The organism is Amycolatopsis sp. NPDC051045 (genome assembly GCF_040682955.1).
Classification (GTDB): Bacteria; Actinomycetota; Actinomycetes; order Mycobacteriales; family Pseudonocardiaceae; genus Amycolatopsis.
Map to the genome: position 1 here is coordinate 381008 of NZ_JBFBCC010000008.1, position 14696 is coordinate 395703.

The 14696-nt window shown below is 68.3% G+C and carries 12 protein-coding genes; 3 read left to right on the forward strand and 9 right to left on the reverse strand.

Annotation, left to right across the window (positions count from 1 at the left end):
* Genes AB0M80_RS21780 through AB0M80_RS21790 form a run of 3 tightly spaced genes read right to left on the reverse strand, consistent with a single transcriptional unit; the run spans window position 1 to window position 1748 of the window.
* Window positions 1-738 (reverse strand): SRPBCC domain-containing protein, encoded by a 738-nt coding sequence (locus AB0M80_RS21780; protein ID WP_364567588.1) that lies wholly within the window; start codon window positions 736-738, stop codon window positions 1-3.
* Entirely contained in the window at window positions 728-1327 is a 600-nt protein-coding gene (locus tag AB0M80_RS21785) for a helix-turn-helix domain-containing protein (protein WP_364567591.1), read from the reverse strand. The genes AB0M80_RS21780 and AB0M80_RS21785 overlap by 11 nt, the downstream gene beginning before the upstream one ends.
* 31 nt (window positions 1328-1358) lie before the next feature.
* Entirely contained in the window at window positions 1359-1748 is a 390-nt protein-coding gene (locus tag AB0M80_RS21790; RefSeq protein ID WP_364567593.1) for a MerR family transcriptional regulator, read from the reverse strand.
* A 28-nt stretch (window positions 1749-1776) separates the two neighbouring features.
* Between AB0M80_RS21790 and AB0M80_RS21795 the strand changes: the two genes are divergently transcribed.
* Complete coding sequence (locus tag AB0M80_RS21795; protein ID WP_364567596.1) at window positions 1777-2466, forward strand: methyltransferase domain-containing protein; 690 nt, start codon at window positions 1777-1779, stop codon at window positions 2464-2466.
* Window positions 2467-2468: 2 nt separating this feature from the next.
* Here the strand turns inward: AB0M80_RS21795 and AB0M80_RS21800 are convergent, their stop codons facing one another.
* Window positions 2469-3353 (reverse strand): alpha/beta hydrolase, encoded by an 885-nt coding sequence (locus tag AB0M80_RS21800; protein ID WP_364567599.1) that lies wholly within the window; start codon window positions 3351-3353, stop codon window positions 2469-2471.
* Window positions 3353-4675, reverse strand: coding sequence for a M20/M25/M40 family metallo-hydrolase (locus AB0M80_RS21805; RefSeq protein ID WP_364567602.1), 1323 nt, complete (start codon window positions 4673-4675; stop codon window positions 3353-3355). Before AB0M80_RS21805 ends, AB0M80_RS21800 begins: the two co-directional genes overlap by 1 nt.
* A 2089-nt stretch (window positions 4676-6764) precedes the next feature.
* Between AB0M80_RS21805 and AB0M80_RS21810 the strand changes: the two genes are divergently transcribed.
* Both AB0M80_RS21810 and AB0M80_RS21815 read left to right on the forward strand, forming a co-directional pair.
* Window positions 6765-8375 (forward strand): hypothetical protein, encoded by a 1611-nt coding sequence (locus tag AB0M80_RS21810; RefSeq protein ID WP_364567605.1) that lies wholly within the window; start codon window positions 6765-6767, stop codon window positions 8373-8375.
* A 441-nt stretch (window positions 8376-8816) separates the two neighbouring features.
* Window positions 8817-9356 (forward strand): hypothetical protein, encoded by a 540-nt coding sequence (locus AB0M80_RS21815; RefSeq protein ID WP_364567608.1) that lies wholly within the window; start codon window positions 8817-8819, stop codon window positions 9354-9356.
* Window positions 9357-9489: 133 nt separating this feature from the next.
* Here AB0M80_RS21815 and AB0M80_RS21820 read toward each other — a convergent pair whose 3' ends face one another.
* The 4 genes from AB0M80_RS21820 to AB0M80_RS21835 are packed head-to-tail and all read right to left on the reverse strand — an operon-like array spanning window position 9490 to window position 13930.
* Complete coding sequence (locus AB0M80_RS21820; protein WP_364567611.1) at window positions 9490-10509, reverse strand: hypothetical protein; 1020 nt, start codon at window positions 10507-10509, stop codon at window positions 9490-9492.
* A gap of 20 nt (window positions 10510-10529) precedes the next feature.
* Window positions 10530-11255: a hypothetical protein gene (locus AB0M80_RS21825; RefSeq protein ID WP_364567614.1), complete on the reverse strand. Its 726-nt coding sequence runs from the start codon at window positions 11253-11255 to the stop codon at window positions 10530-10532.
* Between the two features lie 51 nt (window positions 11256-11306).
* Complete coding sequence (locus AB0M80_RS21830) at window positions 11307-12314, reverse strand: hypothetical protein (RefSeq protein WP_364567617.1); 1008 nt, start codon at window positions 12312-12314, stop codon at window positions 11307-11309.
* Between the two features lie 20 nt (window positions 12315-12334).
* The gene (locus AB0M80_RS21835) at window positions 12335-13930 is read right to left on the reverse strand and encodes a lamin tail domain-containing protein (protein ID WP_364567620.1); all 1596 of its coding nucleotides are present in this window, start codon (window positions 13928-13930) and stop codon (window positions 12335-12337) included.
* Window positions 13931-14696 lie beyond the last annotated feature (766 nt).

Here is a 14696-nt window from a genome sequence, read left to right on the forward strand (position 1 = left end):
TCAGCCGAACACCCGGTTCAGCCACTCGCCCCAGGCCTTCTCCTCGAGCGCCGGGTCCGCGCCCGGGGTGAACACGTGGTGGCCGGCGACCATCGAGCCGTGGAAACCGCGCAGGAACCGGTACATCGCGTCCGGGGTCCGCACGCCCACGGCGTGGTCGTTCACGGCGTAGACGACGCCCTCCCGGCCGCCCGGCTCCAGCCGGACCCGGTCGCCCTCGGCGGGCCGTGCGGACAGGCCGAGGGCCGTGTCCAGCCGCGCCCAGGCCGCGTCCCAGTCCCCCACCGGCGGGCCGAACGCCGTCACCGGCACCGCGGTCCGCCCCGCGAAGTGCGTGACGTACTCGACGAGGGTGCGGAAGAACAGCGCGCCGCCCAGCGTCATCGCCTCGAACTCGTCCTCCCAGTCCTCGCCCGGCAGGAAGCCGCTGGTGACGCACCGGATCACCGCGCTGCCGCCGTCGCGGCCCTCGATGAGGAACTCGTAGGCGATCCGCCGTCCGTCCGGCGCGGTCTCGCTGCCGTAGACGAGCCGCTCGAGTGGGTCCCAGTCCCGGATCCGGTACTCCGGCCGGTACGCGCCGAACGCGCCGCGGACCACGCCGCCGGTACCGCCTTCGACCTCGTTGCGGCCCATGAACCACGAATCGATGCCGGGCCCGGTCGCGATGGCTGCCCAGACCTGTTCCGGCGTCGCGCCGACCTCGGCGGTGTCGACCGCCTCGAACTCATGCCCCACGGGCGGGCTCCTCCGGGACGCTCGGGTGCACGGCGACGACCACCCGGTGGTTGCGGCCCTTTTCGGCCGTCTCGTCGTGGTACTTGCCGACCAGCGTGGTGACCGCGGCCGTGAGCTCCTCGGCGAACGCCGCGCGGTCGGCGGCGGAGGCGAACCGCACCTCGCCGTCGAGCGCGAACGTCGCCACCCGCTGCCGCGCCTTCGCCGCGCCGGTGATCAGCAGGCCGACGTCGCGCACCAGGCGTCCGGCGACGGCGAGCAGCCACCGCGCCGAGAGCCGGTCGGGCGAGCGGGCCGGATCCGGCTGCACCGCGGCCAGCGCCGTCGGCGAGATGACGTACGACGAGGCCGTCGCCCGCATCATCCGCTCGGTGACGTTGCCCTTGCGGCGTTCCTCGACCAGCTCCACGAGGCCGTGCTTCTCCAGCGCCCGCAGGTGGTAGTTGACCTTCTGGCGGGGCAGGCCGACGCGCGCGGCGAGCATCGTCGCCGAAGCCGGCTCGGCCAGTTCGGCCAGCAGCCGGGCCCGGATCGGGTCCAGCGACACCTCGGCCGCCGCCGCGTCCTCGATCACCGCCACGGGATACATGCGCCCAGCATTCAACCGAACAGAGAAGTTGTCAAGAACGATCGAGCTGTCGGTTCAGCCGGTCGGCCAGCAGTCTCCGGTACTTCGGGCACGTCATCATGTCGTCGTGCGGGCAATCGCCTTCGAGCAGCTCGAGCGCGGCCTGCGCCCGGGCGATCCGTTCCCGCAGCCGTTCGCGCTGCCGGGCCGCCATCGCCGCGCGGTCCGCGGCGGACCGCGCGGCCAGCATCGTCCGGATGTCCGCGAGCTCGAACCCGGCTTCCTTCGCGACCAGGATCGCGGCGACCCGGTGCAGGTCGGCGTCGGTGTAGCGGCGCCGGGCGCCGACGCGCGCCGGGGTCAGCAGCCCTTCGGCCTCCCAGAAGCGCAGCACATGGGCCGGCAGCCCGAGCCGGGCCGCCACTTCGCCGATTGACTTCATCCCGACATTAAGTCGCAGGATGGGCCCCATGTCCACGTTGCTCACGCTCCTTGACGCCCTCGACGACCGCCCGCAGGCCGTTCACCTGCGGGAACGCACCTACGAAGGGCTGGGTGAACTGGTAGTCGACGTCGGCTGCGGCAGCGGCCGGGCCGTCGGCGAGCTGTCCGCGCGCGGAGTGCGGGCCGTCGGCGTCGACGCCGATCCCGCGATGGTCGAGGTCGCCGCCGCGCGCTGGCCCGCCGGCGAGTTCCACGTCGCCGACGCCGGTGCGCTCCCCCTCGACGACGGCTCGGTCACCGGCTACCGCGCCGACAAGGTCCTGCACGTGCTGGCCGAGCCGGAGCTCGCCGTCGCCGAGGCCCGCCGCGTGCTGGCCCCGGGCGGCCGCGCGGTGCTCACCGGCCAGGACTGGGACACCTTCGTGATCGACTCCGACGACCCCGCGGGCACCCGCGCGATGGTCCACGCCCGCGCGGACGGCATGCCCCACCCGCGGATCGCGCGGCGGTACCGGAACCTCCTGCTGGACGCGGGGTTCACCGACGTCACCGTCGAGGTGCACACGCTGGTGTGGACCGACGCTGCCGTCCTGCCGGTGCTCGCCAACCTCGGCGGCGCAGGGGCGTGGCTCGACGAGCAAGCCACCCGCGCCCGCGACGACCGGCTGTTCGTCGCCGTGCCGATCTTCCTCGCCGCCGGCACCCGCGCCGGGTGAATTCAGCTGCTCCGGCGACTCGCGTTGACCAGCGCGACGACCCGGGGCAGCACCTGGGCCGCGGCCTCCAGCGGCACGACGTGCCCGACGCCGGGCAGCACCACCGCGGTCCCGGCGGCGAGCCCGCCGACCCACTGCTCGACGTCGGAGGCGCGCACGATCCGGTCCCGGTCCCCCACGATCGCCGTCACCGGAACACCGCCGAACTGCGCCAAGGCCGCGTCGCGCGCGTACGCGTCGAGCGCCGGGCGGAACAGCGAGACGGTGTGGGGCCAGTTGCCGCGGATCATCTTCACGGTCAGCTCGACCAGGTCCGGGTCCGGGTCGTCGCCGAACAGCCACCAGCGCAAACCGGCGCTGACCGCCCGGCTGGTGCGTTCACGCACGACGCCGAAGAGCTTCGAGCCGAGCACCGCTTCGAGGTCGCGGGCCAGCTTGCCCAGCGCGTTCGGCCAGGCCGCCGACACCTCGGCGGCCGGCGTTCCCGACGACGTCGCCAGCAGCACCAGCCCAGACACCCGCGCGGTGAACAGCTCCGGGTGCCGCTGCGACAGCGACATGATGGCCAGGCCACCCATGTCGTGGCCCACCAGCACCACCCGGCCGGCCGGGGCCTCGCGCTCGAGCAGTTCGGCGAGGTCGTCGCCGAGCTGCGCCATCGTCGCCGTGCCGGGCCGCGGCCGCCCCGAGCCGCCGTGGCCGCGCTGGTCGTAGGTCAGCACGGCCACCGGCTCGTCGGCCGCCTCCGGCACCAGCGGCGCGATGCGGCCCCAGCTGCGCTGGTCGAGCGCGTAGCCGTGGACGAACACCACGGTCACCGGCGCGGCCGGGTCGCCCCGGCGGACGACCTGCAGGAGCGTGCCGTCGGCGAGCGCGAACCCGGTCATCAGGACGTGCGCAGGAACCGGTCCAGCACGCGGGTGCCGAACTTCAGCGCCTCGACCGGGACCCGCTCGTCGACCCCGTGGAACAGCGCCGAGAAGTCGAGGTCCGCGGGCAGCTTGAGCGGCGCGAAGCCGAAGTTGCGGATGCCGAGCTGCTGGAACGACTTCGCGTCGGTGCCGCCGGACAGCATGTACGGCAGCGTCTTCGCGCCCGGGTCCTCGGCCAGGACGGCGGCGCTCATGGCGTCGACGAGAGCCCCGTCGAACGTCGTCTCGACCGGCGGGAGCTCCATCCACTCCTTCTCGATGTCCGGACCGAGCAGCTCGTCGAGCTCCCGGTCGAAGGCCTCGAGCCGGCCCGGCAGGATCCGGCAGTCGACCGCGGCCTCGGCGACCGACGGGATGACGTTCGACTTGTACCCGGCGGTCAGCATGGTCGGGTTGGCGGTGTCGCGCAGGGTCGCGCCGATCATCCGGGAGATGTTGCCCAGCTTGGCGACCGAGCCTTCGAGGTCGTCCTCGGGAAAGTCCCAGCCGGTGATCTCGGTGACGCCGGCGAGGAACTCCTTCACCGAGTCGGTGAGCACGAGCGGGAATCGGTGGTTGCCGAGCTTCGCCACGGCCTCGGCCAGCTTCGTGACGGCGTTGTCGCGGTGGATCATCGAACCGTGCCCGGCGGTGCCGCGCACGCGCAGCTTCATCCAGCGGATGCCCTTCTCCGCCGTTTCGATGAGGTAGGCGCGGACGTCGTCCTTGAGCGTGATGGAGAAGCCGCCGACCTCGCTGATCGCCTCGGTGACGCCCTCGAACAGCTCCGGCCGGTTCTCGACGAGCCACTGGGCGCCGTAGTGGCCACCGGCCTCCTCGTCGGCGAGGAAGGCGAAGACCAGGTCGCGCGGGGGCACGACGTTGTTGAGCTTGTAGTGCCGGGCCAGCGCGAGCGCCATCCCGCACATGTCCTTCATGTCGACGGCGCCGCGGCCCCAGACGTAGTCGTCCTGGATGGCGCCGGAGAAGGGGTGGACCGACCACTCCGAGGCATCGGCGGGCACGGCGTCGAGGTGCCCGTGGATCAGCAGCGCACCCCGCGCCCGGTCGGCCCCTTCGAGCCGGACGATCACGTTGTGCCGGTTCTTCCCGCCCGACTCGACGTAGGTGATCTCGTACCCGGCGTCGGTCAGCTTCTCCGCCACGTACTCCGCCGCCGCCCGCTCGCCCACCAGCGTGTCGGGGTCCCCGGTGTTGGTGGTGTCGATGCGGATGAGTTCGCTGGTCAGCGTGACGGCCTCGGCCGCGGCGGCTTCGATCAGGTTCGGTTCGGTCACCGGCCATTCCTATCACCCGGGCCGCCGGACGCGCTGGCTGCGCGCCTGCTGGGACCGTCGCGCGGTCCCGGCGGAGGTGCCGCCCCACGCCGGCGCGCATCGACCGCACACCGCTTCTCGTCGGGGCAAGCCAGGGTGGACCAGCCGGGCCGGCCAAGCAGGCCTGGACCCGGTGAGCTGACCGGTCCAGCGACCCGGTAGGCCAGGTCTCGAACTGCGTCGCGGCCCGCCATCCACACTGCGGAAACCCGCGACCCCCACGACGGGGCGTTTGGCTGGTCAGGATCGATGGATGCCGGTTGCAACCGATCACGACATGGCCCAGATTCGGCCCAGCCGATCCACTGTGGACGGGCTACCACGCCAGCGGCCAGCCAACTGCCAACGGTGGGTTGTCGGCCGTCAGCCTCGCGCCGCGCGACGCTTTTCTTGACAATTTCTAGCCGCAACACCTCGACGCCATCGAAATCCAGGTAACGTCGATCGAGTGATTCAGCAAGCCGATGACAGGAGAGCTGTTCGGAGCTTATTCATCTCGGCGAGCTCAGCTCGAACAAGAACCGGCCGCTTTCAGTTTCGTCACAGACTGCGGCTTCGACTCGACAAAATGGGCCCCGCCCACCACGCAGGCGGCCACCCCTGTGGCCTGCGACACGAGCCCCACCAGCAGCAGTGGACACCTGGGAGCAAGCGCTCAATGTCGGGTATTTGATAGAAGAATGGCCTGATACTGGTGGGTATCAGCCATATCTAGTCGACATTGGGAACAAGTGCCCTACGTGCCATATGTGACGAACGCGCCTCGTCGAACCTGGCGGTCGATTTCACGCGCTGTTGATGGCGCCCTGGATCCGTGATTAAGCCAGCAAGCACCGTCATCTGGCAGACGTCCCTTGAGCTCCGATAGTGACCTGCGCCCGTCGATGGTGCGGGAGTACTCGCCCAAGACGCTCGCGTGCTACCGCCACCGGCTAGTGCACTACCAGTGCTGGTGCCGCACTCGCGACTACCAGCCCGGCGCTGACGCGATCACAACCTCCAAGCTCATCGAGTACGTCCAGGACCAGATCACCCGCTGGGACGACCCGACCGACCCAGACACCGCCGGGTACCCGAGATACCGACCCGAGACGATCCGCCAAACGGTCAACGCGCTCGTCTACTGGGCAGAACGGAGCACCGGTGAAGCACCAGACGACCGCGCCGCGAAAGAGACAATTCGCCGCTTCACTGACACCTTCAACCAAGCCCATCCCGCCGCGTGGCGAGTTGCCGGACGTCGATCCCCGAGGCCGCGGCGGCCACCAGTCCAACGACCGTCGCAGTGAAGCGGTGCGCGTGCGGAGCCTCGCGGCAAGAGGTCGAGGTCTTGGGGAACGCGTGCCCGCCGCGTTGCTCGCGGCGTAGACCCGGTCGGACACGAACACCGTCAGCGGGTCAATCGTCCCGGACGGGGCGGCTTGCCGCACGGCGTCGGGCTCGTCGACCCCGAGCAGCGCCGCCGCATTGGCATCCGCGTCCTGGCCCAGCTGCCCGGCTACCTTTAGTCGATCACCCCGGAGAAGAAGGCGTCGTGGATGGCGTCGGCTCCCGCTCACGTCGCAGCGGCCGACCAGCTCGAGCAGCCGCGGACCCAGCGAAGCCGCAGGGCCTGGCCCCAGGTCGGCGCGGATGAGGTTCTCGCGCCAGCTGGTGATGACGGGCCGGACGCTGGTTACGCAGTACCTGCGTCCTCGCCGACCACGCCGGTGCTGCTGGAGTGGCCGGCGGAACGCCTGCTGGTGGACCTGGTTCCATCCGCGTCCGTCGTCCTGGACGCGATCCCGGCCAGTGCGGCTCCCCAGGCGCCCACGCGAGGCCGTAATCGACTTGTGCGCCATTCGGCAGGACGTCGCCGCGCACCAGCCGGACTGGACCGCGGGGCTCGGCCCGCGCCCGGACAACCCGGCCGCCGCGGCCCGGTGGGACGAGCTCGCCGGCGCAGCCGCTGCCTACCGCACGACCTACCGCGCCACTACAGCCCGCCCCGACGTCCCGCTCGGCGCGCAACCCCGCGGCGACGACGCCCGCACCCGCGTGGAGGCCCATCGTGACCACGCCCGACCCCTTCTCCGTCAACCAGATGCGCATCAACGCGCTGCGCGACGACGTCGTCGGCCGCGCCGAGGAGCTGGCGGCCGACCTGGCCGACGAGGCCGACGACGCCCGCGCGATCGCGGCCGCCGAAGAGCTGGACCACTTCGACGACGCCGAGACCGTCGCCGAGAACACCAACTCGCATTCCGGTTCGGCTATTGACCGCCCGGCACCGGCGGCTCGCCGGAATCCCCGGTTCCGTACCCGGACTACGATCGACGGTCGGCTCCGACGTCATCCCGGGGGGGTGCACGCCGCGATCCAGACCGCCCAGCCGTCCGAGCACACGCAGTCTGAGCCGAGTCAGGATGAGCTGCCGCTGTACGTGCCCCGGGACTTCGACGCCGACCTGCGTACGAAGCTCACCCGGGCCGGGCAGCAGGGCGGGTTCGTGCTGCTGGTCGGAGACTCCTCGGTTGGGAAGACGCGCGCCCTGTTCGAGGCGGTCCAGGCGGTGGTGCCGGACTGGTGGCTGCTGCACCCCCGCGACGCCGAGGTACTGCGGGAGTTCGCCTTGCACCCGGCCGGGCGGACGGTGGTGTGGCTGGACGAGCTGCAGGACTACCTCGACTTCGCCGGAGGTGTGCCGGCGGGACAGGTCCGCGAGCTGATCGCGGCCGGAGTGGTACTGGTCGCCACGTGCTGGCCCGGCGAGCACAGCAAACGCGTGGCGCTTCCCGAAGACGGCCAGCCGGACCCGTGTGCCAACGACCGGCGCCTGCTCGGTCTGGCCGACGTGCTGCACGTGCCCCCCGTGTTCAGCGCCCACGAGCGGCGCCGCGCCGAGGACCTCGCTGACACCGATCACCGGATCCGGGTCGCACTCGACACCCCGGACGCCGGCTTCACCCAAGTGATGGCCGCAGGCCCGGAACTGATCCGCCACTGGAACCAGGCACCCCCCTACGCCCAGGCCGTCATCACCGCCGCACTCGACGCCCGCCGCGTCGGCGCTCACGCACCCCTCACCCGCAACTACCTCGCCGACGCCGCCCCCGGCTACCTCAACGAACGGGACGTAGCCACCGCACCCCCGTACTGGCTCGACAACGCTCTGGACTATGCCACCAGGCTGCTGCACGGCGCCACCGCCGCGCTGGCCCCGGTTCCCGCCAGCATGGGTACCGTCGCTGGCTACCGGGTCGCCGATTACCTGCACCAGCACGCCCTGCTTGCCCGCCGTTGCGAGCCGCTTCCCGACACCGCCTGGGGCGCCCTCCTCCGCCACCACCACCCCGACGACACCAACCGCCTCGCCGACAACGCCCAACGCCGCGGCCGCGGCCGCGACCACGACGCCATTGCCCTGTACCAAGAGCTCGCCGACCGTGATGACGACTTCCCTGCCTTCCGGTTGGCGGACCTGCTGTTCGAGCAGGGCGAGGTCGAGCAGTTACGTGCCCGCGCCGACAACGGCGACGGGCACGCCGCCGTCCGGTTGGCTGAGCTGCTGGTCGAGCGGGGGCAGGTCGATGAACTGGAACGGGAAGTCGCGGCGGGAACAACAAACGCGGTCGACGCTCTGCGTCGCGCAAGATCCCACATGTCGTCCCGCGGCGATTGACGGCTGAAGCGTGCATGTCGCCCCGCCCGACCGCAACCGACCAGACCGACCAGACCATCCAGCACGAAGGCCGCTGCACCTGATCACGTCGGCAGGTGGCCACGTCCAGGAGACTAACTTCAGTGTCGCGCGGCAACGGGAGTGACCAGAATAGCTGCCGGATGGCCAACCAGCTTGTTGTCGAGTGACAGCCGTGTCGAGCGACAACGATCCAGGCCTGTCGCCGCCGTCTGACCTGCGTAGCGTCCAAGCATGTTGTCGCAACGGTGAAGGCTCCCCGCCGAACAACCTGGCCTCTTTCGGAGGGCCATCCGTCCGCCCCTGAACGCAGCGCCGATTCAGCTGGGGCGAGTATGGCGGCCCGGGGGCGTGTCTGCGGTCCCACCGTTTCGGAGCGCAGCCGCCGGCGTTTCCAGGTGTAGGTGTGACCGGTGAGGCTGAGTGGAGGACGTCCTAGCACCCTTTCGTTCCAGCGGCGATCGCCGCGATACTCCCGTGTATGGATCCTGCGCTCATCGCTGTGATTGGGACGTTGAGTGGTGTAGTGATCACTGCTGTTGCGGGACTGTCCGCGGCTCCGACTACATCGGCAAGGGTGCCAACGGCATCTACTCCCTGCTCATCGAGCCGGCCCTGAAGAAAGGAAAAGCGGCCTGGATCACCGGTCACCTGGACATGCCGCACACCTTCACCGTCAACACCGACATGGCACGGGCCCTCATCACGCTGGCCTCGCAAGAACGCGCGTGGGGTCGGCCCTGGCACGTGCCGTCCCCACCGGCTGTCACCATCCGCGAGCTGGCGCGGCGCTACGCCGTCGCGGCGGACCGGCCACCGATCAAATTGATCGAGCTTCCGCGTTTCGTGATGCGTACGGCCGGGCTGGTCGTGCCGATAGCTCGCGAGATGGCCGAGATGGACTACCAGTGGTACGCACCGTTCGTCATGGACGCGACCGAGACAGCCGACACCTTCGCCTGACCGCCACCGACCTCGACACCGCCGCCCGCGACGAGGCCGGATGCCACCAAGCGAGGTCGTAAGTGTTGACCCTGCGCAGGTGAGCGGCGAGCAGGCTTTCCTCGAGCTCGGTGACCGAGGCGGCGATGAGCAGTCAGAGGACGAAGGCGTCGAGTGTGCCGCTTACGATTTGGGAGACCGGGGCGCCGGAGGGGACACCTGTCCACGGTTTGTTCTGCCACACGGCGACGAATGGCCGGGCGCTGCTGATGTGGCGAAGGATCGCCGCCTCCGATGCGACCTGGGTGCCGGTCTTCAGGGGCCCCAGTCCGACCTTGGTCTGGAATGTGGCGAACCCCGACCCGTTGAGGCTGAGGAAGAACTGCCCGTTCGCCATCGCGGTCGCGAGCAGGCCCATCATGGCGTCGCTGCTCAACGGGTCCACCAGGCGGCGTTCGAAGAGCAGCGTGAACAGCCGCGCCATCCGGTTGGTGGACATCGCCTGGGCAACGGGGCCGTCGTTGACCGACTCGATCTTCTTCGGGGGAAAGCCGTTCCCGAAGTCGCCGCAGAGCCAGATTCCGTCGCCGGCATCGGGATCGATGCCTGGGTCGAAGAAGCCTGCTGCGCTGAGCACGCCCGTGAGATAGCCGTAGCCGAGCTTGTGGATGCAGTCCGCCGCGCCGGCATTCTTACCGGAACCGATGGCGTCGTGGAGGCTGCCGAAGAATGCCGGCGTGAAGTTTACGGACGCGGTGGCACCGGTCGGCTGTGTGGCGAAGATCTGATCGTATTTAGGCATCAGGAAGATCGCATTCATGGCGCCGAGCTGAGGCACCAGATGGGACTGGATCTCACCGTCGAACTCGGCGGACAAGGCCGGGAATACATCAGCTTCGGGTGGTTGCAATACCGCCAGGAGGTCGTTGGCCGCCTTGCGCAACTCGAACGCCGCATACATCGCGGCGACCTTCAAGACGCTCGCCGAGTAGTGAAACTCCTCGCCGAGCTGTCCGGCGAAACCATGCGGCCCGCCGGCTTCGTCGAGCGCGACGATGGTGAACGGAACCGTCGACAAGGGTTGCGCCGCCGCGGTCATGGTGTCATCGAATGCGACCTGGAGATCGGCGTCGGGGATCAACGGGTCGGGCAGGGTGTCCGGGAAGGGCAACATCAGAAGGCCTCTCTGTCGGGTCAGGCCAATGCCTCGACCTCGAGGTAGAGCTCCCGTTCGACCTCGACATCGACGTTGAAGCCGTGAGCGCCGCTGAGTGATGGCGTCAGGTCGAACTTTCCCGTGGCGATGTCGGCGGTGGCCAAGCGATGTTCGACAAGATCGTCCCGATCGAACCCAACCTGCTGGGCCACATCGAATCGGAACCCGGTCACGTCGTCGGCCAACGCCGCCCGCACGCGGGTGGTCACGGTGTCGGGAACGAACCGCACCGCCAGCACCTGGTCGAAGCTCGGCCGCGTTCGCAGCTCGTGGACCAGATACAGCCGCCCGCCCCGGCCGAAGCAGAGGTACCTCAGCTCCTGGCCCGGCTCAGGCTTCTTCGCGTCGACGTCGAGTTCACGAAACAGCACCACGCGCCGGATGTCTACGGTGATGACACGGGCGATCGGGGTGCCGCCGCGTTCGACGTGTCCGCGCGCAAGGGTTCCCTCGAACGAAGTCCGCATGGCCGGGCTGCCGTGGGGATTGAGATCGGCGAGCGGAAAGGCGACCGGGTCAACCGTGTAGATGCCGGTGCCGTGCGCCGCCCGGTCGGTCCGGAGGAGCTTGGTCGTGACGTCGTCGAGGCCTGCCTCCAGCACCACGTGCAAGTTGTGCGGGGAGGAGAACGTCGGAAGATGCGACAGGTACAGCGGGTCATCGCCGAACAGCAGCATGCCGCGTCCACCGTCGTGGTTGGTCATCATCGATCTCCTGACAGTCGTTCGTCGACATCCGCAGGGACTCGACCGCAGCTAGGCGACCACTGAAATGCCGAGCTTGGCCTCGACTGCGGCGATGGGTGACAGGTAACCTTTCCGGCCAGGCGCCAGCTGCGACGTCCTGCTCTTCTGGCTCATGCCCCAAAGCAGGCCGACGGCGGTGCTCGGTTCACCGTCCACCACCACCAACGACCCGGAGTCGCCGTCCTCGGCGAAGATGGCTCCGTCCCTGCCGAGGATCTCGATCTGGTCGACAAGGTGGGTGTTCGGCCCACCGGGGGCCCACGCGCAGCGCAGGTGGGCGTCGAGAACGATCCCGTGGCGAACCCCGGTCTGGAACCCGCGCTTGACGACGAATGCCTTCGCGTCAGGGCCTGCCGTGGCGGTGATTGCATCGGTCAGGTTCGGCAGCAGGGTGTCGTCGCCCGCGATTGCCCGCGAGAACGTACGGCCCGCCGCCGGAACCCGCGCGTTATCCAATGAGAAGACCGCGGAGTCGGTCATGCCGACCAGGACCGGTGAGCCGGGTAGCGGCACTGTTTGGGGAAAGTCGACCCGGACGACCCGGCCGAGGGCGTCGTTCGGGTCGACAGCGCCTCCGGTGAAAGGTGGGTGGTCGGGCTGCCAGATCACGTCCGGGAAGCTCTGGAAAGGAATGCCCGTCACATGGAAACAAGTCAGTCCCAACAACTCACCGGTCTCGTTGTCCTTGACAAGGGCACCAAGAGTGCCTATGCCGAATGGTTGGCTCGGCTGGAGGATCCGAATGCCACCAAGCAGCTCGTCGTGGCGGACCACGTCGGGGATCGAGCACGCCCGGATCTGGGTCTCGATGACGCACACGCCAACCCCGGCGAGCTCGGTCGGAAGTTCCTCCGGGAGCCGTTCGGCATCGTCGACCAGAACTCGAATGGCGAGCTCATCGAATATCTCGCCGTTCTCCTCCCGCAGCCCGACACCTACCCCCACGACACCGGGTAGACCCAAGAGGAAGGTCTCGGTTTCGTTCTTCGCCGCGAGGACCTCGGGTGGCACGTCCATGACATTTCTCCCCTCCAGGCCTACAATGCGACCGGGACAATCTTGAACGCGGGTTTGTAAAAGGCGTCTCCATCAGGTGCTATGATGTCGAAGTCTTTGTGTCGACGGAGGTGGTCGCCCGGTTCACCGATCAACGGGCCATCCAGGAAATTCAGCATTTCCTGCCGGGAATTGATCCTCCATTGACCGCGACCGATGAATTCATCGTCGGTACCAGCAAGCGCATTGATCGCATTGGTGACGGTCTCCTGCACGTCGGGATTGAGGAACACCGCAGCGCCGGCCGGTACCAGCGCCGCGCCGACTGCCGCCGCGGCGGACACCGCGGACTTGATCACGTCACGGAACGCGTTGGGGCCGCCGCTGTCGTGTTCCCAGGCCCGGATGTTGACTTCGATCGGTGCGGGCCGCCCCTGGAACACGGTGATCGCAGCCCCGGACTGGCCACCGGCGGCGTCGTAGCTGCCCCCATTGTCGACGCCCCCATACGGTTCACCCTCGAGAGGCAAGGTGCCAACCCATACGCCCTCCTCCGGATCCTTGGCACGGGGACGATTCAGAGGCTTGGCTTCGAACGCGAAGTACACCTCGTCCTGATCGATCTCCTCCTCGCCGAAACAGCGGAAGCCGACGAAGTCGATGCGGATCTCCGTGATCGCGCGAACCTGGTTCCGGGTCGACCAGATGGAACCCTTCTCGAAGTCGCTGAAGCGCAGGTCGGTGCCGACGGCATCGTCTGGCAGCTCGTCGCTGACCGGAAGCCCAAACGGGCCGTCCGACCCGCCGAGCTCCTTCCATTTGTCGCGAATTGTGCCGCGCACGATCTGCGCGCCGGTTTTCTCACTCCAATATATGGAAGAAGTTTCGAAGTCGTTGAAGAACGGTTCCCGTGACGGCGGGCCCGGGGCGTTGGGGACAGACATTGCCGGGTCCTCCCCGACCGATGCGGACGCAGTGCTGGTGAGCGGGAGGCCGAACTGCTTGACAGATTTTGCGGTTTCGCCACCGCTTGAGTTCTTGTACTTCTTGTAGATCTCGGCCCGCACATGGTTTACATGCTTCTCGGGTGCATCGTCCGTAGGAAATCCTGAATGGAATATGGCACCGCCGGCAGAGAACTCCTGCCAGAAGAACTCGGTGTCATCCTCCCGGACCCCCCACTGCACAGCACCGAGAGGGGCGCCGAAGCCCTGCGCGGCAGCGCGGGAAGCGATGTCCTCTCGTATCTCGTCCGTGCGCACGACCCGACCATGCGGCGGCCTGTTGAACCACTCCATCGTGTCGACCAATTGCTCGGCCTTGTCCACGAGCACAACTCTGTCCTGAGTGTTGGTCCACACCAGACTATCGTGGTGCCCCCAGAACAGGTTCTTCGCGTCGTCCACGCCCGACGTGGAGTGGATCCGCAGGTCGGCACCGGCCAGAAGAATCCGCCCGGACGGGAATTCATAAACAAATGGCAATACGGGATGTAATTCCGCGTCACCCAGACGCCAGCCACTAAGGTCGGCATCCGCAGGACCATTGTTGTGCAGAAGAACGTATTCGCCCTTGTCCTCCGGGCCCGACGTTTCGACCACGACGACCTTACGAATCTTGACTCCTGGCTCAGGCATGAACCTTCCTCCGCTGGATCAGCGGCCGGCGCTGCGCCGCGTCGGATGGCCAGGCAGAGTGCGGATCTTGCCACCGCAACATGTGTGGTTGATGCGCGTTCGATGCACTCATGCCAACACCTCGGCTCGGTCGCCCAAGATCATGTTTGTCGCAGCGCCGCCGCCGAGGTCTGGGGCAACGGAGCCAGCCTACTATCCGTAGCTTTCGGTTGATAGGCACATCCTCCGAATGGCGGTACCATGGTCGGCGCGAGAACTGATCAGGCACTTCTGCCGTATTTCAGCCTGCGCGCACGGACGAGCCAACCGCCTGGCCGGCAACCCGCACCGGACGGCGTTTGACCTGTTGATCAAGCAAGCGGCTTGCGGTAACGGACGTACTCGTTCTGCCGCCGGAACCCCACGCTCTCGTAAAGATCGTAGGATCGGTGTGGATTGCCGTGCTCGTGCACCGCCGCACAGTTGTTGCACCCTGCTCGCGAAGGCTTCGCAGCCCGTCCAGCAGCAGGACCCGGCCGATTCCCAGGCGTCGTTGGTCCGTCCGGACACTCAACTCTTCGACCCCCGTTACCTTTTTCGTGGTTCCTGTTCAAGGAGCTGTGGTCGCCAGGCCCGGCATGACTACAGAGGTTGAACCGTCGGGATTGATCATGGCTTGCTCGGCGTGTCGTCCCCGGTCGTGGTCGGTTGATGATCTATCCAGGGGTGGATGAGGTACGCGGATGGTGGCGGCCTGACCGAGCAGGGCAGGGCCAAACGTGAGGCA